General features: G+C 37.7%; 23 protein-coding genes. 8 read left to right on the top strand and 15 right to left on the bottom strand.

Going from position 1 to position 24,477, the window contains the following annotated elements; genetic code table 11:
- The first annotated feature begins 45 nt into the window (after positions 1-45).
- A complete protein-coding gene (locus K8P03_RS04910; protein ID WP_223418887.1) occupies positions 46-936 on the top strand; it encodes a glycyl-radical enzyme activating protein in 891 nt (296 codons plus the stop codon).
- Positions 937-1,070: 134 nt separating this feature from the next.
- On the opposite strand, the gene tnpA is transcribed toward K8P03_RS04910, so the two are convergent.
- The 5 genes from tnpA to K8P03_RS04885 form a co-directional block, all read right to left on the bottom strand.
- Complete coding sequence (tnpA, locus tag K8P03_RS04905) at positions 1,071-1,493, bottom strand: IS200/IS605 family transposase (protein ID WP_223420688.1); 423 nt, start codon at positions 1,491-1,493, stop codon at positions 1,071-1,073.
- Positions 1,494-1,725: 232 nt separating this feature from the next.
- Positions 1,726-2,082, bottom strand: coding sequence for a DUF956 family protein (locus tag K8P03_RS04900; RefSeq protein WP_223418884.1), 357 nt, complete (start codon positions 2,080-2,082; stop codon positions 1,726-1,728).
- Positions 2,083-3,021 (bottom strand): PTS system mannose/fructose/sorbose family transporter subunit IID, encoded by a 939-nt coding sequence (locus tag K8P03_RS04895; protein WP_223418882.1) that lies wholly within the window; start codon positions 3,019-3,021, stop codon positions 2,083-2,085.
- Positions 3,018-3,845 carry a PTS mannose/fructose/sorbose transporter subunit IIC gene (locus tag K8P03_RS04890; protein ID WP_223418880.1) on the bottom strand — a complete coding sequence of 276 codons (828 nt, stop codon included), beginning with the start codon at positions 3,843-3,845 and terminating at the stop codon, positions 3,018-3,020. The genes K8P03_RS04895 and K8P03_RS04890 overlap by 4 nt, the downstream gene beginning before the upstream one ends.
- A gap of 9 nt (positions 3,846-3,854) precedes the next feature.
- A complete protein-coding gene (locus tag K8P03_RS04885; RefSeq protein ID WP_223418878.1) occupies positions 3,855-4,847 on the bottom strand; it encodes a PTS sugar transporter subunit IIB in 993 nt (330 codons plus the stop codon).
- Between the two features lie 560 nt (positions 4,848-5,407).
- Between K8P03_RS04885 and K8P03_RS04880 the strand changes: the two genes are divergently transcribed.
- Positions 5,408-6,151: a DeoR/GlpR family DNA-binding transcription regulator gene (locus K8P03_RS04880; protein ID WP_223418876.1), complete on the top strand. Its 744-nt coding sequence runs from the start codon at positions 5,408-5,410 to the stop codon at positions 6,149-6,151.
- Positions 6,152-6,182: 31 nt separating this feature from the next.
- Here the strand turns inward: K8P03_RS04880 and K8P03_RS04875 are convergent, their stop codons facing one another.
- Complete coding sequence (locus K8P03_RS04875; RefSeq protein ID WP_223418873.1) at positions 6,183-6,863, bottom strand: transaldolase family protein; 681 nt, start codon at positions 6,861-6,863, stop codon at positions 6,183-6,185.
- A 171-nt stretch (positions 6,864-7,034) separates the two neighbouring features.
- Positions 7,035-9,458 carry a glycyl radical protein gene (locus K8P03_RS04870; RefSeq protein ID WP_223418871.1) on the bottom strand — a complete coding sequence of 808 codons (2,424 nt, stop codon included), beginning with the start codon at positions 9,456-9,458 and terminating at the stop codon, positions 7,035-7,037.
- Positions 9,459-9,621: 163 nt separating this feature from the next.
- Between K8P03_RS04870 and K8P03_RS04865 the strand changes: the two genes are divergently transcribed.
- The 6 genes from K8P03_RS04865 (at position 9,622) to citC (ending at position 17,134) form a co-directional block, all read left to right on the top strand.
- A complete protein-coding gene (locus K8P03_RS04865; RefSeq protein ID WP_223418868.1) occupies positions 9,622-12,477 on the top strand; it encodes an insulinase family protein in 2,856 nt (951 codons plus the stop codon).
- 114 nt (positions 12,478-12,591) lie between these two features.
- A complete protein-coding gene (locus K8P03_RS04860; RefSeq protein ID WP_223418866.1) occupies positions 12,592-13,683 on the top strand; it encodes a 5-bromo-4-chloroindolyl phosphate hydrolysis family protein in 1,092 nt (363 codons plus the stop codon).
- Positions 13,676-14,791 (top strand): toxic anion resistance protein, encoded by a 1,116-nt coding sequence (locus tag K8P03_RS04855; protein ID WP_223418864.1) that lies wholly within the window; start codon positions 13,676-13,678, stop codon positions 14,789-14,791. The genes K8P03_RS04860 and K8P03_RS04855 overlap by 8 nt, the downstream gene beginning before the upstream one ends.
- Positions 14,792-14,869: 78 nt before the next feature.
- On the top strand, positions 14,870-15,151 hold the full coding sequence (locus K8P03_RS04850) for a kinase to dihydroxyacetone kinase (protein ID WP_223418862.1): 282 nt from the start codon (positions 14,870-14,872) through the stop codon (positions 15,149-15,151).
- Between the two features lie 200 nt (positions 15,152-15,351).
- Complete coding sequence (locus K8P03_RS04845; protein WP_223418860.1) at positions 15,352-16,113, top strand: triphosphoribosyl-dephospho-CoA synthase; 762 nt, start codon at positions 15,352-15,354, stop codon at positions 16,111-16,113.
- Complete coding sequence (citC, locus tag K8P03_RS04840; RefSeq protein WP_223418858.1) at positions 16,106-17,134, top strand: [citrate (pro-3S)-lyase] ligase; 1,029 nt, start codon at positions 16,106-16,108, stop codon at positions 17,132-17,134. Before K8P03_RS04845 ends, citC begins: the two co-directional genes overlap by 8 nt.
- 7 nt (positions 17,135-17,141) lie before the next feature.
- On the opposite strand, the gene citX is transcribed toward citC, so the two are convergent.
- From citX to K8P03_RS04800, 8 genes are all read right to left on the bottom strand, one after another.
- Positions 17,142-17,675: a citrate lyase holo-[acyl-carrier protein] synthase gene (gene citX / locus K8P03_RS04835; protein WP_223418855.1), complete on the bottom strand. Its 534-nt coding sequence runs from the start codon at positions 17,673-17,675 to the stop codon at positions 17,142-17,144.
- A gap of 77 nt (positions 17,676-17,752) precedes the next feature.
- Positions 17,753-18,910, bottom strand: a complete 1,158-nt coding sequence (locus K8P03_RS04830; protein ID WP_223418852.1) for an NAD(P)-dependent malic enzyme — start codon at positions 18,908-18,910, stop codon at positions 17,753-17,755.
- Between the two features lie 30 nt (positions 18,911-18,940).
- On the bottom strand, positions 18,941-20,239 hold the full coding sequence (locus K8P03_RS04825; protein WP_223418850.1) for a 2-hydroxycarboxylate transporter family protein: 1,299 nt from the start codon (positions 20,237-20,239) through the stop codon (positions 18,941-18,943).
- Between the two features lie 30 nt (positions 20,240-20,269).
- Positions 20,270-21,760: a citrate lyase subunit alpha gene (gene citF, locus K8P03_RS04820; RefSeq protein WP_223418848.1), complete on the bottom strand. Its 1,491-nt coding sequence runs from the start codon at positions 21,758-21,760 to the stop codon at positions 20,270-20,272.
- On the bottom strand, positions 21,757-22,623 hold the full coding sequence (locus tag K8P03_RS04815; RefSeq protein ID WP_223418846.1) for an HpcH/HpaI aldolase/citrate lyase family protein: 867 nt from the start codon (positions 22,621-22,623) through the stop codon (positions 21,757-21,759). Before K8P03_RS04815 ends, citF begins: the two co-directional genes overlap by 4 nt.
- Entirely contained in the window at positions 22,620-22,877 is a 258-nt protein-coding gene (citD, locus tag K8P03_RS04810) for a citrate lyase acyl carrier protein (RefSeq protein ID WP_223418844.1), read from the bottom strand. Before citD ends, K8P03_RS04815 begins: the two co-directional genes overlap by 4 nt.
- A gap of 221 nt (positions 22,878-23,098) precedes the next feature.
- Positions 23,099-23,497: a GNAT family N-acetyltransferase gene (locus K8P03_RS04805; RefSeq protein ID WP_223418842.1), complete on the bottom strand. Its 399-nt coding sequence runs from the start codon at positions 23,495-23,497 to the stop codon at positions 23,099-23,101.
- A gap of 12 nt (positions 23,498-23,509) precedes the next feature.
- The gene (locus K8P03_RS04800) at positions 23,510-24,370 is read right to left on the bottom strand and encodes a DUF4300 family protein (protein ID WP_223418840.1); all 861 of its coding nucleotides are present in this window, start codon (positions 24,368-24,370) and stop codon (positions 23,510-23,512) included.
- Positions 24,371-24,477: the final 107 nt, after the last annotated feature.

Raw genomic sequence — 24,477 nt, 5'->3', positions numbered from 1 at the left:
AATTTTGTATAAAAGTAGTATATTGGAAAATATAGGAGAAAGTAAATGCAAAACGAAAAAATTCTGATTTTTAATATACAAAAATTTTCCCTTCACGATGGGCCAGGCATTAGAACTTCAATCTTTCTTAAGGGTTGTCCCTTAAGGTGTAAGTGGTGTTCTAATCCAGAAAGCCAAAATCCCTATGTGAATATATTCTTAAAAGACGAAAACAAAACAAAAATTGATGTAAAAAAAAATGAGCTAAATTTTGACCAAGACGGCTACATAATAGAGGATGATTTATTTTTTGACCTCTTAAAGGTCAATGGCATTGAGGAAAATAGTGTGAAATACGATCAGGTCGGTCGCCCTATGGACCTTGATAGATTGGTAGAAATCGCCATGGAAGATAAGGTCTTTTATGATTCTTCGAAAGGTGGCGTGACCATTTCCGGTGGCGAGCCCTTTATGCAGGCTACTTTACTTGTAGAATTAGTAAAAAAGCTTAAGGCCCAGGGGCTTCATACAGCCATTGAAACCACTCTTTTTACAAATCCAGAAAATGTCTCCAAACTTTACCCTTATCTCGACCTTTTCATAGCCGATTGTAAAAATTGGAATGAAGAAGTCCACCAAATAAAAACTGGAGTCCTAAATAGGATTATCCTAGACAACCTAAGGGATGTGGTCAAAAACGCAAAAGACTACCTAATAAGGATACCAGTAATACCTGATTTTAATTATTCAAAAGAAGATGCCTATGAATTTGCCAAACTCTTTAATGATTTGGGGATAGAAAAGGTCCAACTCCTTCCCTTCCACCAATTTGGCAAGGGCAAGTATGAAAATTACGGGATAAAATACGATTACAGCGATAAAAAAGCCTTAGTTGATGACGACCTTACCGATATGGTGAAAATCCTTGAAGGATCTGGCATCAAGGCTTGGGTATAAACTAATCAAAACTACCAGATTAGCTGGTAGTTTGCACAGCGCCTATAAGGCGCGAATACCGGCAGGCCCCTATTGGGGCTGTCGAGTATTCCATCACATGCACCACTTTCCCAACTACTGCTGAAGCAGTTTTTTTATTTGTTCTTATTTGACTTCCTCTCTCGTAACGGGTCATAGTATTCCTTTATACTTATTTGGTCAGCGTAATAATCTTCTTTTAATTGATTTTGTATATATTCTTTTATTTTCTTTTCATTTCTGCCTACTGTATCTACATAGTATCCTCTACACCAAAAATTTCTGTTTCCGTATTTATATTTTAGGTTGGCATGTCTATCAAATATTATTAATGAACTTTTTCCTTTTAAATATCCCATTATTTGTGATATTGAATATTTTGGTGGGATTTCTACAAGCATGTGGATATGATCTGGACATAGTTCTGCTTCTATTATTTTTATTCCTTTTATTGAACATAATTCGCGAAGTATACTGCCTATGTCTTTTCTCAATTGCCTGTATATTACTTGTCTTCTATATTTTGGTGCAAAAACTATGTGGTATTTTCATCTTCACTTGGTATGTGATAAACTATTCTTGTCCAAGTTTTAACCTCCTTGTTTAATTGTGCATGTGATTATCACAATTATACTTTAAGGAGGTTTTCTTAGTGCTTGAAGCTAAAGCTAAATTCCTTCACCTGCATAGGAGGTGGTTTTTTGTTTCGCTCAATTAAGTGGACAATAAAAACCACCCACTTCATTTTATTACTTGAAGTGGGTGGTTTTTTTATTTCTTATTTTTATCCTTAAGCTTATCAAGGATACTAGGTATTTTTCTTATTTTTTCTTTGCCTAGGTAGGTCTGTAAGAGGAGTAGGATTTTTTTATTGTTTGAACTATTAAATTCAAAATCTCCATTGCTTCTAGTGCAAATTTTAAATCTTAAAATCTTTTTGCCAAACAAGAGCCTTACCCCAACTAGGGAAATTTCTGAATATGGTATTTGTATATAATCTCTTGGATTTTTCTCATTATAATATTCAAATGCCTTATCCCCAATGTAAATATCCCCTCGGCTAGTGAAATTTTTTAGATAATTTCCCTTTGCATTCAAATCCACCTTGTTATTTTTACTTGATATCATCTACATTATATGGAAAACTCTTGCTAGTATTCCTACAACAAATAGGGATAATATAATTACTATAGGAGATATATTCTTCTTTAAAAGTTTGCATATACCTAAAGTTAATAGCAAGGCAGATAGACCTGGAATTAAGGAATCTAGGTTTTGTTGAAGGGTTGTCACCTTAACAGAGTCTAAGGCTGTTGGTCCAATCTCTAAAGCTTTGGATATTGCCATTTTAATTCCTTCAGCTCCTGCTGGTAGGGCTGCCCAATCTATATAGGTTCCTGGTTGTTGTGTAACTGATGATACATTTATTGTAAAGTTAATTGATACCCATCTTTGAACTAGGGCTCCGATTATGAACATACCAAGGATGGATGCCATAAGAGTTACCCTACCTAAAAGTCCACCAGATAAGTCTTTTATTATTTCATTTCCTGTCCTATAACCAAATTCTTGGCTCTTCCATTCAAATATCAATCTCATAGCATTCCAGATTAGGAAAAATATTAATGGACCTACGATATTACCTGTTAGAGCTAAGGAAGCTCCAAGAGCTCCAAGTATAGGTCTTATTGTAAACCAGAATACTGGGTCACCTACACCTGCAAGTGGTCCCATAAGACCGATTTTAACACCATTTATTGCCCCATCATCAATATCCGCTCCGTTTGCCCTTTCCTCTTCCATGGCGAGGGTAACTCCCATTACAGAATTTGAAACATAAGGGTGGGTATTGTAAAACTCTAAGTGTCTTTTAAGGGCTTGACTCTGATCTTCTTTTTCAGTATAAATTTCTTCTAGGGCAGGAGAAATCGAATAGGCCCAGCCACCATTTTGCATTCTCTCATAGTTCATAACCCCTTGCAAAAATTGGTGACGCCACCAAACTTTTTTCCTTACTTCCTTACTAATAACTACCTTGTTTTCATTGTTATTTATATTTTCTGTCATATTAACCCCTCGAAATCATCTAAAATATCACCTAATGCATCACCCGAACCTGAAACAGCAGCCTTATTGCTTGTAGCAAGCTGTTTTAATGTCATATAAATAACAGCAAGCATTGAACCTAAGGCTCCCAAACCAATCAAAGTTAGTTGTGGCAAAGCCGCTAATACAAAACCAATAACGAAGAAAGGCCATGTTTCCTTACTGCTCATTATATTTATAACCATGGCATAACCAACAGAAGCAACCATACCACCACCAACAGCCATACCTCCTGTTAACCAGTCAGGCATAGCGTTAAGAGCATCTGTAACTACCTTAGCTGGAATAAAGCAAAGGATAATGGCAGGAATCATAATCCTGATACCTTGCAAGAATAAAGCAGTGTAGGTAAGCCTGTCTATCTTTCTAAAATCTGCAACTTCTGCAGCCGCATCCATGCCGTGGATGATAATTATAGACAAGGTCCTAACTATCATAGACAAGAACAAACCTGCAATGGAAAGTGGAATAGCCAATGTTATGGCTGTGTTTATTGCTGTTTCTGCATCGGCACTGCCACCTTTTAGTGCCAAGACCATAATGATAGATGATGCAACTGAGGCAAGACCAGCATCAGGCGCCACTGCAGCACCAATATTAGCCCAACCAAGAGCTATCAGCTGTAAAGAACCACCAAGAATTATTCCCTCTTTTGCATGACCTGTGAAAATACCAATGAGGGTACATGCTACCAAGGGTTGGTGAAATTGAAACTCGTCAACTATACCGCCACAACCCGCTAAAAATGCCACAACGGCGATTAATACAATATTAATAATACTCATATTTTACTCCTAAGAAATTTTCAATTCTCTTTTAGCTTTTTCAATCATTCTATCAAAAGATTCAGGACTGTCAGCTGGAACTTTTCTAATATCAAATTCAACACCCATATCCTTAATCTTTTCAAGTGTTTCTACATCATCCTTGTCAAGGGCTATGGCATTTGTTGCAACAACCTTACCCTTAGAATGAGCCATAGAACCAAGGTTAACCTTATCTAGCCTGCCACCTAATTCCATAAACTTCAAAACAGATTGAGGCTCTTCAAACAACAATAGAGCCTTAGTTGAACCAAATCTTGGATCATCCTGAACCTGAATCATTTTCTTGAGAGGTATGACATGGGCCTTGACCCCTGGAGGTGCAGCTTCCTTAATCATTCTGCTTCTTAATTCATCCTTGCAAACCTTATCACAAACAACTATAATTCTGTCTGGATTTACAAACTTAGTCCAATTTGTAGCAACTTGCCCATGAAGCAATCTTGTATCAACCCTAGCCAAAACAATATCTATCCTGCCATCTCCCAAAACAGTACCTGTTGGTATTTGGCAACCGATAGTATTTTCCTCAAGTTCCTTAAGCAAGGTGGCCTTATCTGGTGGATTCACAAATTCAGGAACACCCTTAGCTCCTTCCCTAGCAGTATCAATTATTATCTTGGCAAGGTCGTGGGCGGATTCTGATGTCATCCTCTCAGATAGGGCTTGGATAAGCATAGGTAAATTCACACCTGCAACCACAGCTATCCTATCCTTATCTTCCTCATAGAGGGTCATGCATTGGTTAAAAGGTGTTCCTCCCCAGAGGTCTGCCAAAAATAAAATATCACCACTTCCGACCTTATCCATGGCCTTTTTTAGATTATTCCTATATTCTTCTGGCCCCATGGAAGGTTTTAACATTACAGTCTCTAAATTCTCTTGACTGCCAAAAATCATCTCAGATGATTCTTTTATACCTTTAGCAAAGTCACCATGACTAGCTAAAATAATTCCTATCATTCTTCCTCCTTTTCAATTGATATAATTTTCAAAATTTACATAAAAAAAATCTCTTAAAATTAAATAATCAAAATATTTATATGTCATGGCTTTCGTTAAAAAGCACCTGTTAATTATATAATTCTAAGAGCTGTCATCTAAGAAATCGTTCTCAAAAGACAAATAAGTACCAGGCCTTAAAATTATGATTATTATTAAAAAATGGGTAAATATAATTTATAAAGACCAATATTATTAGATACGATATAAAAAAACAATCAGATTGTAGTTAGAAAAATAAACTAACTTTAATCATTATAATTAGTTTTAATACCCTATAGTTTTAGAATCATTAAGTAAAACATTTCCGGAAATTATAGTTTTCTAGCTTGACTCTTTATCACTATACTCTATTCGAAACTAGTTTCAATTTTAAACGAAAGTTTTTTTATTTTGTTCGGTTGTTTTTTTCTTATCTTTGTAAATTTGTGTAAAGTTTTGAAAAAAATACTATAATATTAATAGTAGGTAAAATAGTATATAAGATATAAACTTAATCTTTAAATTAATAAGGAGAATGTATGAATAAAAGTCAAAGGCAGGCTAAGCTTGTCGAAGAAATTAATAAAAGAAAAAAAGTTTCTGTAAACGACCTTTCTGACATCTTTGAGGTGTCTGCAGTTACTATAAGGAAGGATTTGACTGAGCTTGATGAGGCTGGCCTTATAGTTAGGACCCACAATTATGCAGAGTTGGCTGATGACGATTCAATTTCTAGAAAATTATCTTTTCACTTTATGGAGAAGACCCAAATAGCTGACAAGGCTTGTGAGCTTGTGGCAGATAACGAAACGGTTATGATTGAGTCTGGGTCTTGTTGTGCGATTTTCGCAAAAAAACTCGCTGAGACTAAGAAAAATATTACTATAATAACAAATTCTGTATTCATTGCTGATTATATAAGTGAAACTGGGGCTCAAATTATTGTCCTGGGTGGTATCTACCAAACTAAAAGCCAGGTTTTGGTGGGACCTGTCCTTGCTGAGTCGGTTAAACATTACAAGGTTGATAAGCTTTTTATAGGTGCAGATGGTTATTCCTGCGAATGGGGTTTTTCAAATAAGGATCCTTTCAGGGGTGAGGCTGTTAGACATATGGCTTCAAGGGCCAAACAAGTTGTCGTCCTTACAGAAAGCCATAAGTTTGAATTGGAGGGCAACCTAGGTCTCGGAGTTGCCGTTAATAAGGTTGTAACTGATAAAAATATCAAGAAAAAAACTAAGGACCGCTTGAAGAATTCTGGCATCAAACTAATCTTATCATAAAAAAATCGCCCAATTTGGACGATTTTTTTCTTTATAGTATATCTGAGAAGGTTTGGCCTTCTTCTAAAATACTTTCAAAGTCTTCTTCGAAGGTTTTGATTGCAAAATCAACGTTTTTGTCATTTACCAGACCCTTAAAGACATCTGGGCCTAAAGTTAGGGCACCTACTCCTCTTTCCACAAGGTCAAGGACCTGGTTAGAATTTTTAAAGGATGCGGCTAGGATTTGTGCGTCAAAATCGTTAGCTTCTAGGATGTTTTGAATCTTTCTTGTCACACCAAGGCCGTCATAGCCTAGGTTATCAATCCTATTTACATAAGGAGCTAGGTATTTAGCTCCTGCCTTGGCGGCTAAGAAGGCTTGGAGAGGGGTGTAGATGCCTGTGGCTGTTATCTTTATCCCTTCCTTGGTGAGTTCCTCCATGGCCTTGAAGCCTTCTCCAGAAGATGGAACTTTTATATAGGTATTTTCCCCAAGTAAGGCTACAAGTTTTCTTGCTTGGTCCACCATTTCTTCTTTTTTTGATGCCACAACTTGGCAATGTAGGTCCATATCTGGGCCGATTAATTCTCTAATTTTAACAAGTCTATCTTTAGGATTTTCCCCTGCCTTAGCGAGGATAGTAGGGTTTGTTGTAACCCCGTCAATTGGGAATAAGGCTATCAATTCCTTGATAGAATCTAGGTCTGCGTAGTCGATTAGTAGTTTCATAATTTTTTCTCTCTCCCTCATCCGTTATGAGTTATCATTTGTAAATAAGTTTCTTTATCTTTATTGTATTCTTTTTTTATTAAATTTCAGCTTAATTTCACCTAGGCTCTTTGCTTATAAAACTTTTGCCAAGTCCTAGGTCGGATTTTCTTAGTATGACTTTACTTATCTTTAAAGACTTTGTTCAGTCCTTGCTATTATATCATCCTGGGTATCTTTTGATAAGACGTTGAAGAAGGCTGAATATCCTGCTACCCTTACAATTAGATTTTTGTGTTTTTCTGGGTGGATTTGAGCGTCTATTAGTGTTGCCCTGTCTACTACGTTATATTGGATGTGGTAGCCTTCAAGACCGTCGAAGAAGGCTCTAGTTAGGCTTATTAGTTTATCCTTGTTGCCTGGCTTATCTATCATGGTTGGAGTTACTTTTTGGTTTAATAAAACTCCACCTGTGATATCCCTGGTTGGGAGTTTGGCTACTGATTTTAATACTGCTGTTGGGCCATTTAAGTCTGATCCATGGCTTGGTGAACATCCTTCTGCTAGGGCTTCGCCCTTTTTTCTACCGTCTGGTGTGGCGAGTGTGCCTGCACCTTGTGGGACGTTGGCTGAAATTGAAGAGGTGCCAGCATAGTAGCAACCACCGATTGGTCCCCTGCCGTATCTTGTATTTTTAGCCTTTTTAATCTCATCAATATAGGAATTGTAGGCCCTTGTTCCTAGCATATCAACGTAATCATCGTCATTGCCATATTTTGGAGAGGCTATTAAAAGCTCTCTGATTTCCTTGCCTCTTGGACTTTCAAAATTATCCATTAGGGCATCCCAGAGTTCTTCCTTGCCTACTGTCTTATCTTCAAAAACGGTTTTCTTGATGGCTGCTAGTGAGTCGGCTGTATTTGCAATTCCTACCTGAAGACCTGAGATAAAGTCATAAACTGCTCCACCTTCCTTCATGGTGAGTCCTCTTTCTATACAATCGTCTGTTAATACGCTTGCCAAGATGTCGGCTGTGTTTTCTTCTTGGATTGTATCGCAAACTGAGTCTACTACTACTGTTTGCCTAGCCATTTCCCTAATGGTCTTATCCCAAGATTCCATAAAGTCTTCAAAATTATCCAAATCTTTAAATTCTTTGACATTTTCTATTAATAAAGTACCTGTAGCTGGGTCCTTGCCGCCGTTCATGGCTATTAGGATTCCCTTGGTAAAGTTTAAGAAGCTCATACCGGTACATCTATAGCCCCACTTGCCTGGAACAGCTGTTTCTACACAACCTACCGCACAATAGTTGTAGGCGTCTTCTTCTTTTACACCCTTTTCTATAAAAGATGGGATGATTACCTCATCTGAGTTAAAGGCTGGCATACCAAAACCACATCTGATTACTTCTAAACATTCCTTCATGAAGTCGTCTGGTAGATTTTTGTGGTATCTAACTGTGAGGTTAGGTTGTGGGAGATGGCATTGGGCGATTGTCTTAAGGATTAGCCAAGATGTCTTATTTGTGGCATCTTTTTTATCCTTAGTTTGACCGCCTATGGTCACGTTTTGGTAAAGTGGGCTTCCTGCAGAAAACACTGTATGGCCCCAAGGTCTTACCTTATTTATAGTATAGGTTTTTAACCAAAGATTGACTAGGACTTCGCTCGCCTGATCCTCTGTAATCCTACCGCAAGCTAAATCTTGCCTTAGGAAAGGATCAAGGTATTGGTCAACTCTACCATAAGAAACTGAGTGACCATTGGATTCGATTTGTAAGATAAGGTGACCTAACCAAATGGCTTGAACTGCTTCTTTGAAGGTCTTAGCTGGTTCAAAAGGAACCCTTCTTAACATCTGGCCAATTTCAAGTAGTTCTTCTTTTCTTTTGGCATCTGTAGTTTCTCTTGCCTTTTCTTCCGCAAGGACTGCATACCTGAGGGCAAAGTCCCTAACTGCGTCAATTACTATGATACAAGCCTTGTAGAAGTAGGTTTTTTTGATGTTTTTATAATCTGAAAGGTCAAGATTTCTTAATTTTTCCTCTGCCCTTTTCTTATAGTCCTTTAGGCCAACTTTTAACATGTTGGTGTAGTCAGCCGCAAAATGGCCGTCACCACTGGTTACCTTTCCTAAAAATGAAATTATGCCAAGGTCCGCATATTTTTGTGCCTGGTCAGGCATATATGGCTTACCCTTATCGTAAATGGTGTTATTTTCCCAATAAGGATATATGGCCCTTAATTTTTCCTTATTTTCTTCGGTAATTGTAAAGACGTCTCCGTCACGTTTTTCAAGGTCGTCTAGCTCGTCAATTACCCATCCCATTGCATATTCTGGAAAAATTGGCGCAGCCCTATTTGAAGAAGCTTGGTTACCTGCAATTAAGCCGCAATCTTCGATATAGATTGACATATTTTCTAAAATATCCTTAAGCATCAAGGCTCTTTTGATGTGAAGAGGTTTGTTTTGGTTTTCCTTATAAGATTTTGTTACAATTTTCGCTCTTTCTACACAAATTTCTGGGGTCTTGTCTAAAAGCTCATCCCTTAATTCTTGCATCCTTGGAGTTAAAGCTCCAAAATAATTACTTCCGTATGTTGACTGAGTCATATTTTTCCCTTTCTATTTTAGTTTTTCATATTTTCTTTCGTTCGAAACTAATTCATATTTCTAATGTAATCTTACTTCAGTTTTTATCTTTGTCAAATATTATTTTAAGTAACTCCAAGAATGGTATAGTCCTAATGAGAACAATATTAGTAAAGGATGATTTATGAACAAAAATTACGAATTAATTAAAAGTGAAAATTTCCCTGCTATAGGCATTGAGGCTTTCCATTATAAGCATATAAAGACCGGCGCCAAGGTCGTTTTTGCCAAAAAAGATGACACCAACAAGACCTTTGCCATTGGTTTTAAAACCCCACCAACAAATTCTAAGGGCATGGCCCACATTATGGAGCATTCTGTCCTTAATGGTTCAAAAAAATATCCGACCAAGGACCCTTTCATGGCCATGGATTCTTCATCTTTGCAAACTTTTTTGAATGCCATGACCTATCCAGACAAGACAGTTTTTCCTGTTTCAAGTGAAAATGACAAGGATTTTAGAAACCTAGTTGACGTCTATACTGACGCAGTTTTTGCGCCCCTTGTTATTAATAAAAAGCAAATCTTAGACCAAGAAGGTTGGCATTACGACATCGAAGGCGACCAAGTTGTTGGGGTTTCAGGCGTGGTTTATAACGAGATGAAAGGTGCCCTATCAGATCCAGAATCTATCATAGATAATGATATAAATTCCTATCTCTACAAAAATTCCCCTTACCAGTACGAATCTGGCGGTGATCCTCGTTTTATCAAGGATTTGACCTTTGAAGAATTCCAAAAATTCTACGCTGACCACTACCACCCATCAAACGCCTATATTTATTTTTATGGCAATATAGATGACATAGATCCATATTTGACAAGGCTTGACGAGGAATATTTATCAAAATATGAGGCTAAATCCATGGACCTTGCCATAGAAGTTAAGGAAAATTTCTATGAACAACCAATAGAGTCCACCTATCCAGCAAGTGAGGAAAAGCCTGGCCAAGATTATTTGACCTACGCCATGTTGACCCACTCTGCCCTTGATGTCAAGGAAACTCTAACTGCGGCCATTCTTGTAAATGCCCTTTTCAATATGGATTCATCAAAGATTAGGAATGAGATTCAAGAAATCTTATCTCCAGAATATTTTTACGCAAGAAACGCTTATGGCAACAGGTCAGCCCTTATTATCCAAGCCCAAAAAACTGATGCTGCCAAGGTCAATGACTTTGTGGAAATAATTGAAAGTGGACTAAAAAGAGCTAGCCAGGGAATTAACAAGGAAGCCCTCAAATCAGCCTTTTCCCTCTTTGACTTTGGCCAAAGGGAAAACCTAAATTCTGTAAATTCCGGCCTAAATTACTACCTATCCATGTCCTTTGACGCCGATCCTTTCGAAGTCTTTAGGCTGGTTGACTATTTAAAAGAACTTAAGGCTCTAATCGACACAACTTATTACGAGGACTTTATCAAGGAATTTTACCTAGATAATCCTACTAAGCTCATTCATATTGCAAGGCCTTCGGTCGATTATAACAAAAATCAAGATGAAGATTTCAAGGCTTACCTAGATAAGGTCAATGAAGAAATGACTCCAGAAAAGCTTAGCGAAATTAAGGAAGATTTGGAAAAGCTCAAGACCTACCAGGACCGCGAGGATACAGAGGAAGAAAAGGCGACCATTCCAAAACTCGACATAAAAGACGTACCTACAAAAACTAGAGAGGTCCCAAGAGAGGTTGAAACCGATACTTTTGAATATGTCTATAACGACCTTTCCACAGCTGGATTAATCTACACAGATATGTATTTTAACCTAAACCACCTAAATCTTGAGGACTTCAAATATGCCCAAATCATAGGCGAACTTTTAGGATCAATTGACACCAAAACTATGAAATATACAGAAATCGACGACCTCATTTGGCAAAAACTTGGGTCTTTGAATTTCTCAATCATGAATTTCAAAAAAGGTGCAGAAGAGATTGACAGGACCTTCAAGGTTTCTTTCAAGACCCTGCCTACCTACACAAAACAAGCCGCTGACATCGTAAAAGATTTCACAAAAAATTCCCTTTTTGCAAACCAGGCTAGGATTCTTGAACTTTTGAGGATTAGAAAGGCTGTTTTTGAGTCAAAAATGTACGACATTGGCCATATGATAGCCATAAACAGGGCCAACGCCCACATCGATAAGCACGCCTACCTCCAGGAAAACTTGACAGGAATCGCCTATTACGACTTTATCAAGGAAAACATAGCTTTAGCAGAAAATGACTTTGGCAAACTTCAAGAGAGGCTGGAAAATGTTTATAAGAGGATATTTACAAAAGACCTTTCTATAAATATTACAAGCGAAAAAGACGGCTATGACCTTATGAAAGGCGGAATAAATGAGGCTTTTGCAGACCTTGGCAGGAGAGAAGCAGATGTCGAAATCGAATTTGAAGCTAGGGCCAAAAAAGAAGCTATAGCAACCGACGCAAATGTCAACTACGTCGCAAAATCAGCTAATTTCTATGATTTTGAAGGTGGCTATGACGGCAAATTCCTTCTTGCAGGATCAATCATGTCAAACCCATACCTCTACTCCCTAATCAGGGCCCAGGGCGGTGCCTACGGTGCAGGCATGTTTGTTTCAAGGTCCATGCTTCTTGCGACCTATTCCTACAGGGACCCAAATATTTCTTCAACTATTGACTCTTTCAACAAGATTGGTCAAATAGCCAAAGACCTTGAAATGACCGATAGGGATTTTGAAAACCAAAAAATTTCCTCTATGGGTACCATTTTAAGGCCTAGAAATCCAAAACAAATGGGCGATGCCGACTACGCCTACTTTAGGATTCCTTCTTCAAAAAAAGAAGACGACATCCTAGCTGAAATCAAGGCCGCAAGTCTTGATGATATCAAGGCTTTAAGCGATTCTTTTGACAAGGCCATGGACCTTGATAACCTGGTTGTGTTTGGGGCAAGGTCTGATATTGAAAAGAATAAGGACCTCTTTGACGAAATTAAGGACCTAAAATAAGGAATCTTTGACCAAAATTTTAAGATAATTAATTTTTGTCTTAAGAATTTTAAAAATATTTATCCTATAGTATAATATCAGCAAGAGGAAAATCACCTTTTGTAAGGAGATAAAATGAAGAAAAAAGATAAGTATAGTCAAAAAGATAACTTTAATATCAATTTTGACTTTGATGACATAGATTTTGAATCCATTGGACAAACAATAAAAAATTCTGTAAATTACGCTGTTTCAAGCTTTTCCAAGGGATATAATAAGAATTTACCAGCAGCAAAAAATCCTGATATTTGTGAACAAAAACCTAAAGAAAAATCCAAGTCAAGCCTCTTAAAAATCGGGGCAATCTTTGTAGGTATGACCCTTTTTGCCATAGGAATGGACACAATTGAAAATTGGGGCCTTGGAGCAAAAATGATCGGCCTCCTATGTCTAGGAGGTGCTGTAGCAGCGCCAGTCCTTATGTGGAAGCTATCAAGCCACTACAAAAGGCTCGCCATAAACTACTCTAGATACAGACGTGAGCTTGGAAATTCAACCATTATCTCAATTAGAGATTTGGCCAGCGCAGTTTCCCAAACTGAGGAAGAAACCATCAAGGACTTGCTATATTTTATGAAACAAAACTATTTCAAACAGGCAAGAATTGTTGAAAATGACTCGATTTTCATCCTTGACATTCCAACATTCAAGCTCTATAAGGAAAATCTAGGGAAAATTCCTTCCTACGAAAAAGAACAAATTGCACAATCGGATGACTTCGATTCCCAAAATGCTTCCGACATTCTATCAAATTGTGGTTCTACCCTAAGGGACATGGAAGAAATAGCTAGGAAAATTTCTTCACCTAGCTTTAAGGCGGACCTGGCCCCACTTTTTGAAAATATCAGGGACATCCTAAATATTTTGGACAAATACCCAGAAAAAGCCATCGCCCTTAATAAATTCAACGATTTTTACATGCCAACCGCAGCCAAACTCGTTGAGTCTTACTCGGAATTTGAGCAAATAGACTCAAATAATCCTAAAATATTAAAATCTATGATGGAAATAGATGGGTCAATTAAAACCATTACCGAGGCCTTTGACAAGATCAAAGTTGACCTTATCTCTGACAGGGCCATGGACATAAAGACTGATATTGACACCATTAGGCTTGTTTTAAAACAAGAAGGACTAGTAGAAGGAGATTTTAAAGACCATGAGTGATATCGAATTAAAACTAGACGGAATAGAAGAAAACGACGAAAAACTCGACCAAATCCTAAAAACAGAGCCAGAAAAAATCGAAAATAAAATTGTCTTTACTGAAGCTGAGGAAAAGATGATAGACGAATTTTCCAAAAAAATCGACCTAGACAATACCAACATCATCCTTCAATACGGTTCGGGCGCCCAAAAGAAGATTTCAACCTTCTCCGAGAAGACCCTAGATGCCGTAAAAGATAAGGACCTAGGCGAAATCGGCAAACTCCTTGACACAGTAGTCATGGACATCAAAACCATGGACGATGAGGAAGAATCTAAGGGCCCACTTGGCTTTTTCAAAAAGGCCGGCAGGAAAATTGACAATCTCAAAGTCAAATACCAGTCTACCGAAAAAAACATCAACGAAGTCTCAAGAGCTCTGGAAAATCACCAAATAACCCTCATGAAAGATATCTCCATGCTTGATCAGATGTACGACTTAAACGAGGAATATTACAAGGAAATTTCCATGTATATAGAGGCCGGCAAGAGGAAACTTGAAGATTTGTACAAAAATGACCTCCCAGCCCTAGAAAGGGCGGCAGCCGAATCAAACCTTCCCCTCGATGCCCAAAAAGTCAACGACCTAAAGGCCCAGGCCAACCGTTTTGAGAAAAAACTCCACGATTTAGACCTAACAAGGATGGTCTCAATTCAGATGGCCCCACAAATAAGGATGGTCCAATCATCAAACTCAATTATGGCAGAAAAAATCCAGACAACCATTGTCACAACCATCCCACTTTGGAAAAACCAAATGGTCCTAGCCCTCGGCATGCACCACACCGACCAAGCCATAAGGACCCAACAAATGGTCACCGACCTCACAAATGACCTACTAAAGAAAAACGCCGACACCCTAAAGCAAAACACAATCGAAACCGCAAGGGCAACAGAACGTGGCATAGTTGACGTAGAAACAATCAAACACACCAACGAAGCCCTAATTTCAACCATCGAAGAAGTAAGAAATATCCAAATCGAAGGTGCCAAAAACCGAGAAAAAGCCCAAGCCGAAATCAGAAATTTAGAAGAAGAATTAAAAAAGAACCTAACTAGGAGAAACTAGAGTATAATTTAATTGAGAATGTTTATCAAATGATTAAATTATATATGATATAAAAAATTTAGAGAGGAGTTACTAAAAATGCACGAATTTAAACCAGGCGAAAAAATTGAATTTCAATTCGATTGCCAAATGCTAATCGCAAGGACAGACAAAGACCTAGACGAAGACGAAATCTTCGACTACATTTCAGACAACCTAGAAGGCGACAGCCTACTTGCAGTGGGAGATGAAGACCTTATAAAAATCCACTTCCACTCCAACAAACCATGGGAAGTCCTAGAATACGCCGCAAGCCTAGGCGACATCCACGACATAGTCGTAGAAAACATGCAAAGACAAGCTGATGGTCTTAAAGGATAATTTACAAAATAACTTAGAAAAGGAGAGTTCTCGCCTAGCGAAAGCTCTCCTTTTCTTTACAAGTATTTCAAAATACGACATCCCTTCCAAACGATTTACTTATAAATCCCCTTTGTGTATAATTAAAGTAATAGAAGTTAGTTTTGCGAGTATTTCTTTGCTAGCTTCAAGTCTTACAGAGGAGCTTGGTGTTAATTGTTATGGATATTAAAAATATTAGTCAGGCTATTAAGCTTGCAGTAGATGATGAGCTTAGTCGCGACCTCTCCTTTGGTTGTGTAAATTATAAATCTCAAGGTTCTCACAAGGATATGACCTATCAGGACTTTCTGACCTCTTCAAGTGCTATTTGCGACGCTATCGAAACTAGCGACTGGGATAAGATTGAAACTTTCGACCAGCTCCGTATGATGGGCAGGGAGATTGAAAAGAAAATGTACGAGTCAACTGGCGGAGTAAATACCTATAAGGGCTTTATTTTCCTTATTCTTATCCTAGTTTACGGTCTTTTTAAGTCAAAGTCTTTTGAAGAAGCTCCTATCTTTATAAAAAACTTTTCCCATCCACTCGTTAATGATTACAAAAAACAACAAAAGCCAAACCATTACAAAAAACTTGGCATCAAAGACGTAAGGTCCTTCCCTCTTTCGGGTTTCAAAGAAATTTTCGACCTTAGCCTAGCCTATGAAAAAGAGCAAATGACTGATGAGATTTTGACTTTAATCTTGCTAGCAAGGATTGACGATACAACCACCTTTTCCAGGTCAAATTTGAAGACATTAAGATTTCTCCAAAATCAAGCCCTTAATCTTTACAAGGCCCATATTAAAGGGATCAATATCGATAATAAGTTGGAAGATTTAAACGATTATTACTTAAAAAACAATATCAGTAGCGGTGGAGTGGCTGATATCTTTACCCTAACTAAAACCGTCTACTATTTAAGGAGATTATATGAATAATTACATAGTTTCGGAAGTTTACAAGACAGATAAAAAATCTCTTGACCAGGTTGATAGACTCCTAGCTAATGAAGGCATAAAAAGAGATAAAAATACAGATTATTTGGCAGCTATTTTTGATAAAGGAGAGGTAATTGCAACTGGCTGCCTTTTTAAAAATACTCTTAGAAGCCTGGCTGTAGATTCCTCAAGACAGGGCGAGGCTTTAATGAACACCCTAATTAGCCACTTGATTTCTGAAGCAAATTCTAGAGGCTATTACAAACTCTACCTCTATGCCAAGTTAGCTTCGGCTCATTTTTTTAAGAGCCTAGGTTTTTATGAAATAGCTAGGGTTGATGGAGTTCTTTGTTTTATGGAAAATGAAAAAAATGGTTTCGCTTCATACCTTGATAGCCTAAATAAAGCTGATAAGCCCTACGAAAATGTAGCAGGCATGGTGATAAATGCCAATCCCTTTACCAAGGGTCACCTCTATCTTGTAGAAAAAGCTGCCAAGGAAAACGACCTTGTCCACCTTTTTATTGTCACAGATGACCTTTCTGATTTTGACTACAAGACTAGAAGAGAACTGATAATAGCGTCAACTAGCCATCTTGATAATATAATCTACCAAGAATGTAAGGACTACCTGATTTCATCAGCAACCTTTCCATCCTACTTTATAAAAAATGAACCAGATGTAATAAAGGCTCAAGCTAGACTTGATGCAGAAATTTTTACCAAGATTGCCAAAAATCTTGGCATCAAAAAAAGATATATAGGAACAGAAGTCCCTGGATCAACAACTGATATTTACAATCAAACCCTAATAGAAACCCTTCCAAAGGCAGGAATTGAGATTGACTTGGTAGAAAGAATAAAGATAAAAGGCGAAGATATATCGGCATCAAGGGTGAGAAAACTCATCAAGGAAGCTAATTTCGATGCCCTTAAACCCCTACTTCCCCAACCAACCTACGACTTTATTATGTCTGAAAGAGCCCAAGCCATTATCAAAAAAATTCAAAATAAATCCTAGATGACTATTAACTAAGATAGTCTTCTAGGATTTTTTCTATACAAGCCTGCATTTCTTCAACTGAATGTCTTCTTGACCTAGCACAGCTGGTTACCGGCTTGTCACATATTAGGCATTTGCGTTCACTTAGTCCTAGGTCTTTTCTAGATATATCATAGCCCTTCCTACTTACATCTATATCAAAAAGCCTAGCTAAACTTGAACCTTCCTCTATGTCAACCATGGCTCTTTTTACATCAAAACCATCCCCATCTACAAGGATTATGGCTTCCTTGCCAGTCTTTGCCTCCCAGATTTCAGAAATCTCAAAATCCCAAGCCAACTCCTTGATTTTTTCTGTTATTTCTTTAAGCCCCCTATCAAAGATAGCGACAAGACCACTATTGATTTTTTCTGGCCCAGGTATATTTAGCTTATAGGATATGACAGTTTTTTCTGGATGGATTAGTAATTTTTTTCTAATCTTCTTCCTCCTCCTGTCCCTATTTTCAAGTACTTCTTTGAGATCTACATAAGTTTTACCTTTAAAATATTTACCCATACTTCTCCCCACATAAGAAAAATCGTTCCAAGTCGAATTTTCTTAGCTTGGAACGATTTTACTAATTCTTTAAAACCTTACTTTTTGTATTCATCCTTAACTGCCTTGGCTACTACTTCTGCCACGCCTTCTTCGAAGGCACCTGGAATTACATAGTCAGCTGACAATTTATCTTCACTTACAAGACCAGCAAGGGCTTTAGCAGCAGCTAGTTTCATAGCGTCTGTGATTTCTTTTGCATGGATATCAAGAGCCCCTCTAAAAATACCTGGGAAAGCTAAGACATTGTTGATTTGGTTAGGGAAGTCTGACCTTCCTGTAGCAACAACTTTAGCTCCTGCTTTTTTAGCTAAGGCTGGGTCGATTTCTGGAACTGGATTTGCCATGGCAAATACTATTGGGTCAGCAGCCATGTTCTTGATGTCATTTTCATCAATAACTCCAGGTGCAGATACACCTACAAAGACATCACAACCCTTGATAGCTTCTTTTAAAGTTCCAACAAAGTTTTCCTTATTAGTTATCTTTGCTAGTTCAGCCTTTACAGGGTTTGAGCCTTCAAGGTGGCTTTTATTGATTGTTCCCCTTGAGTCACAAGCAATTATATTTTTAACTCCTAGGTCTAAGAGTAGTTTGGTTATAGAATAACCAGCTGCACCTGCTCCAGATACTATGATTTTAATATCTTCTGCCTTTTTGCCAACTATTTTTAGGGCATTGATTAGAGCAGCTACAGTCACTATAGCTGTACCGTGTTGGTCATCATGAAATACTGGTATATCAAGGATTTCTTTAAGCTTATTTTCTATATAAACACACCTAGGTGATGAAATATCTTCAAGGTTAATACCACCAAAACCAGGGGCAATATTTTTAACTGTTTCGATGATTTCATCTGGATCTTTGGTATCAAGAACAATTGGAACTGCGTTCACATCTCCAAATTCTTTGAAAAGTACTGCCTTACCTTCCATTACTGGCATGGCGGCCTTAGGTCCAATATCTCCAAGTCCTAAGACGGCTGTGCCATCTGACACAACTGCGATTGTATTTGCCTTTGATGTGTAAACATAGGCTTTTGATTCATCTTCATGAATTTTTCTACAAGGTTCAGCTACACCAGGTGTATAAGCATAGGTTAAATCTTCTGCATTTAAAACCTTAGCCTTTACTTCTGTTGCGACCTTGCCTTGCCATTCTTCGTGTTTTTTTAGTGCTATTTCATATACGTCCATATATTCTACTTCCTTTCATAAACTATTTTACTACCCAAAGAATAATGGTACCAAAATTGATGCCAAAAGAATTATGAAGGCACCACCAAGTCTTGAAGAAATTTGAGCAAATGGCATTAATTCCATCCTATTAGCTGCAGTTAGTACTGCAACATCGCCTGTACCACCCATATTGGCCATACATAAACCAGCTGTAATAGCTGCTTCTATTGGATAGAAACCTACAAGTTTGCCAACTATGGCTGAACCTAGGATGGCTCCCAAAACTACTAGGGCTACTAAGAATAGATAAACTAGGGAGAAGTGTTCGATTATTTGTTGTAAAGATGTGTAAGAAACACCTATACCAACTAGTAACAATGGTGTGAAGTTTTTAGCTATAAAAGCATACCAACCAGCTGCTGCGTCTGTATATTTTTCTGGAAGAATATTAATTGCCTTGATTACAGCAACTGAGATAATCATCCAAGCATAGGTGTGGATATTTATTCCAACTTTTTTCATTGCAAAGGCAATGATAGCGCCAAGAGTGAAAAATGCTGTAGCAAGAACTATACCTGTTGCGTATTCACCTGGTTTTAAAACTACTTCCCTGTTTTCTGCCTTGATTTCATCATCTGTACTTCTCATAAGTTGGCCGTTACCTGTCCATTCTGGTTTGGCTTGGCCAAGTCTGTTTAAAAGGCCACCAGCAACTATAGCTAATGCATTACCTAGGGCAACTGCTGGAACTAATTTTGACATAATTTCTTCTGTATCAACATTTAGGGCTGATGAGAATATTTCTGAAATTGGAACAGCACCTGCGCCCATTCCACCACCCATGATTGGAATACCAATATAGGCCATAGCTTCACCTGGTGTATAACCGCAGAACATACCACCGATTGATACTAGGGCTAAAGATGCAACTACACCGCCAAGGATGGCTGGTAGGTACCTAACTGCTGCCTTAATAAGTAATTTTCTATTCATACCAAGGATTGATCCTGTAATTAGGGCTGAGATGTAGAAATCCAAAAAGCCCATCTTCCCTTCACCTGTTTTCATAAAGGTGTCTATTAAATTCTTGGTTGTTTCTGGTAATAATTTGAAATATACTAGGGCTGCCCCGCCAAAGATGGCTACAACAGCTCCACCACCAAAGTAGGTGTTAATTATAGGAATACGGTTACCTGCAAAGTTTAAAAACTCACCAACAACTAACATCAATAAGAAGGCCCCAATAAGACCTATTGGTAGTACTTCTAAGTAAACAGCTACACACATTATAGCAGCTAATACGAAAAATAATGGCCAAGATACGCCAAGTATTCTATTGTCTTCCATTTTTTCCTCCAATTATTATTTTTTTAAATATCATTCGACTTTTGATATAGTATCTAGGATTGTGCCATCTCTAAAGACAGAAAACCCTACTATTTCATCAGATTTTTCACGTTTTTTTGGATATCCAGTTAGGGATGCGGCTATATCGTAGAGTTCATCAATAGTTTTTAGCTCTAATTTTGTATCCTTGAGAGCCTCTAATAGGTCAGTCCTTGCTGGATTTATTGCTATGCCATATTCTGTAACTAAGGCATCTACTACCTCACCTGGTGTAGTAATGGTTCTTACCTTATCAACAACAGCTGACACCCTAGCGTTGAATAATTTTGTTGTAATTATTGTAAGCTTAGCACCTGTTGCTGTGTCAGCGTGACCGCCAGAACCACCTAATATGATTCCATCAGATCCTGTAGTGACATTAATATTAAAGTCCTTATCTATCTCGCTTGCTCCAAGGATAACGCAATCAAGCTTCTCGGCTACACAGTCATCGTTCGGATTAGCATATTTGGAACCAGAAATCTTGTGGTGGTTTTCATTCCTCTTTGAAGACTTGATAGCTTCTAAGTCAAAACACTGAACATCCTCTAGACTTTCAAAAAGTCCTTTTTCAAGCATTTCTACAAAAAATCCTGTAATACCGCCCGAACCAAAAGAGCCCTTGACATCCTTCGCTTCCATTAGGTCTTTAACTTCATTTGCCACAGCTAGTGAGATACCACCTGCACCTGTCTGCATAGAAAAACCATCTTTGATAAGACCTAATTCATCAATCAACCTTGCTGTAAGTCTTGCAATTTTAAGACCTAGTGGGTCTTTGGTAACTTGGGTTGTACCTGAAACTATACCGCTTGGATCGCCAATTTGGTCAATTTCTACAATATAATCTGCAAAACCTGGTTTAATATCAGGATTTTCACACTTATCAATTAAATTATCTGTGATGGCAACGACCTTTTTAGCACACATAGCATCAGCGACAGCATATCCTAATGAACCACAAGCTGACTTTCCAACAGACCCATCCATAGCCCCGTCTTTGTCCACACTTGGACTTGCCACAAAGGCAACATCTATCTTTAGGTCTCCCTCGTAAATAGACCTAGGCCTACCACCATGGGTTGTGATATAAACTGGATTTTTAAGCTTGCCACGAGATACAGCCTGGGCTACAGGTCCTGACATATAAGAAGTCTCTATATCTGTCACAGTCCCATCGTCTATCATTTCTACCAAAGGAGCGTGGCAGGCAAAAATTGAACTTGCTGCAAGTTTTAAATTCTTTAGCCCCCTTTGATGGAGTTTTTCCATGACCATATTTAGGACATAGTCCCCATTTCTGAGGTGGTGGTGGAAAGATACAGTCATTCCATCCCTTAGGTCAAGCTTATTAAAAACTTGATCAAAACTAACTATTTCAGGCTTAACAGCTTTTTCAAAATGATAAGTTTTTTTATCAACATAGGCCTTGGATGATTTAAATTTCTTTAAATTTAGAGCTTCTAAGTCTACATTTTTCATATTAGCCCCCATTCTTTAGCAGATTTCAATAGGTTGGATGACCTTGTGATAACTGGTTTATCAACCATCTTGCCCCTAAAAGAGAATACTCCAAGTCCTTTTCTCTCTGCTTCTTCTGCCTGACTGACAATGATTTTTGCATCTTCGATTTCAGCCTGACTTGGTGAAAACATTTCATTTACTGCAAAAACTTGTCGAGGACCAACTATAAGTCTGCCATTAAAACCAATGGTTTTTACAAAGTCTGTGTCCTTCTTCAAACCTTCCTTATTATCAAGGTCTGTATAAGGTGTATCAATAGCGTTTAAACCATAAGCCTTAGCAACAGTTGCTATCCTGTACCTAGCAAAGGCAATCTCTGCCGAACCTTCTGTTCTTTTAACTTGCATATCAACAGTATAATCTTCTGCACCTAGGAGAAGTCCTTCGATTTTATCAGATTGTTTTACTATGTCCTCAAGCTCCAAGATGCCCCTGGCACTTTCAACAAGCATATAATATCTCAAATTATTTTCTATATTTTTTTCTTTAGTAAATGCATCTATAAAATCAAAAACTTCCTTGGCTGTATCTTTGTTGGATTTTGGTATAACCAACCCGTCTGGCCCTGCTGGTATTATCGCTCTAAGATCATCCTTCCAATAAGGCGAATCAGTTGGATTTATCCTTACAGTGACTATTGAATTCTTATAAGAAAGAGTCCTAAGAGCATTAGCGACTAGGTCCCTAGCCGCATCTTTTTGGCTAGAGGAAACAGCGTCTTCTAGGTCATAAATAATAGCATCTGCTTCTAGGTTGTCGGCTGATACCAACATTCCCGGATTATTTCCAGGCATAAATAACATTGTTCTTAAAGTTTTCATTGAGCCCTTCCAATCGCTGTTTTAAGCCTTGCTGCAATGGTACAATCAAGAGCACCCTTATCTTCAATCATGACCCTAACTTTATTAATGCCAGCTTCTTTAAGTACATCTTCTACTACTTTTCTAATTTGATCACCAAATTCATACTCTACAGGCGAATTGAGAACAATTTCAATGAAATCGCTTTCCTCTAGCCTGATAAGGCAATCATTTGACTCTAAAGTCCCAGCAGCAGAATTTTTCTTAATCTCCATATTCCTTCCTTCACTTTCTAACCTCTATTATGTAACTTATAACTATATAATCAAATAGAGTGTTTTATACATCGACTTTCATTTAACCTCACCTGCCCTCTTGTTTAACTACTACCCAAAAAAGAATTATTTTAACCAAATTTTTTTCATAAAAAAAAGATTTTATATGATAAATATCAAAAAAATCTCTTTTCTGATTAAGAAATCCAAAAATCACGCTCTCACTTCATAAAAGCTTTGCAATAATAATCGCCAACTTCCTTTAAGCCCACTTTTTTATAAAAGTTTTTTGTTTCTTCTGCATCATCAGTTAAGAGTACAAATTGGCGGATGTTTTGGTTTTCTTTCATGACTTCTTTTAATAAATCGCTGCCAAGACCTTGGCCCTGGTAGGCTTTTAAAATCAAGATATCTTGGAGGTAGCAAATTGTGGCCCCATCTCCTATTGTCCTTGCCAGGCCTATTAGTTTTTCCCCATCCCAAAGGGTCCAAACCTTTAGGGAATTTTCTATAGCATTCATCAAGATGTCTGGCTCATCAGTATAGGCAGTCCAGCCTGCGTCTTCGTAAAGGGCCAAGACTTGGTCTTTTTCTGGTAATATTCCAACTTTTATTTCCATTTTTCTTTCCTCCTAACCTACATATTCCCCATTATCCATCACAAATGGCGGACAGGTGTTTGGGTCAGTGTAGTCTTTGAATTTGTCTTTTAGATAATCGTAAACAGCTTGGCGGTTGTGGAATTTTATGGCCTGATAAGGCTCTTCGAAGGAGATTTTTTCTACAAATAAATATCCCTCGTCAGTTTTAACAAGAACTCCAATATGGCCGATAAATAAATAATTTCCGTCCAAATTATCGTGGATTACAACTGAAACCAAACTAGCGTCTTTGGGAAAGGACCAGCCTTCAAAATATTTTTCCATGACCTTGGCCTGGTCTTCTGGATTTTTAGATCCATTTGTAGGCACCCTTGAGAAAAATTTCCTAAAAGTTTCACTAACTTGGCCGTCAAAAAGATGGCCTTCCTTGATTTTTTCAAGGTCCATAAAAAGCATCTCGTCATCAGGATTGCCCGCCCTTTGGATTTTCATATTGGCCACAGCAAGCAAATAGGCATTGATCCTGCAATTTGTATCGGGAAATTTTTTTTTGGCCTTTTGTCTATTTTCAATTAATTTTCCGGTATCGTAAGTCGGATTTAGGTCTTCCTTAAAATCGCCAATGAGGTTTTCCTCGCCAACTGACTTGTTGTAGTCATTAACCATATCCATAAACTTGTCAACATTGGCCCCTGCCATGTCATTGTCAGATCCCAGTTTTTCCTTTAAGGTCTTTTTCACAAAATCAAAAGACGCCTCATTTGCCATATTAGAAAGGCTTGGGTTTTCTACATTTTTATTTACATTGCTAGGTTTTCTTACTACTTGTTGTTGCCCACAAGCCGCCAAAATCCCAACCATAATCACTAGGCTTAATAATATTTTTTTCATAAAATCTCCTTTTATTCTTAAGATAATTATAAATTATTGGCAAGGCTTGTCAATATGATTGGCCTTTTTCCTCCTTAATGACCTCACCTTTCATCTTTTCAAAATCT

Origin of the sequence: Anaerococcus murdochii, assembly GCF_019957155.1 — a bacterium.
Classification (GTDB): Bacteria; Bacillota; Clostridia; order Tissierellales; family Peptoniphilaceae; genus Anaerococcus; species Anaerococcus murdochii.
The sequence above is the reverse complement of the archived record's forward strand: the minus strand, read 5'-3'. Positions and strand labels throughout refer to the sequence as shown.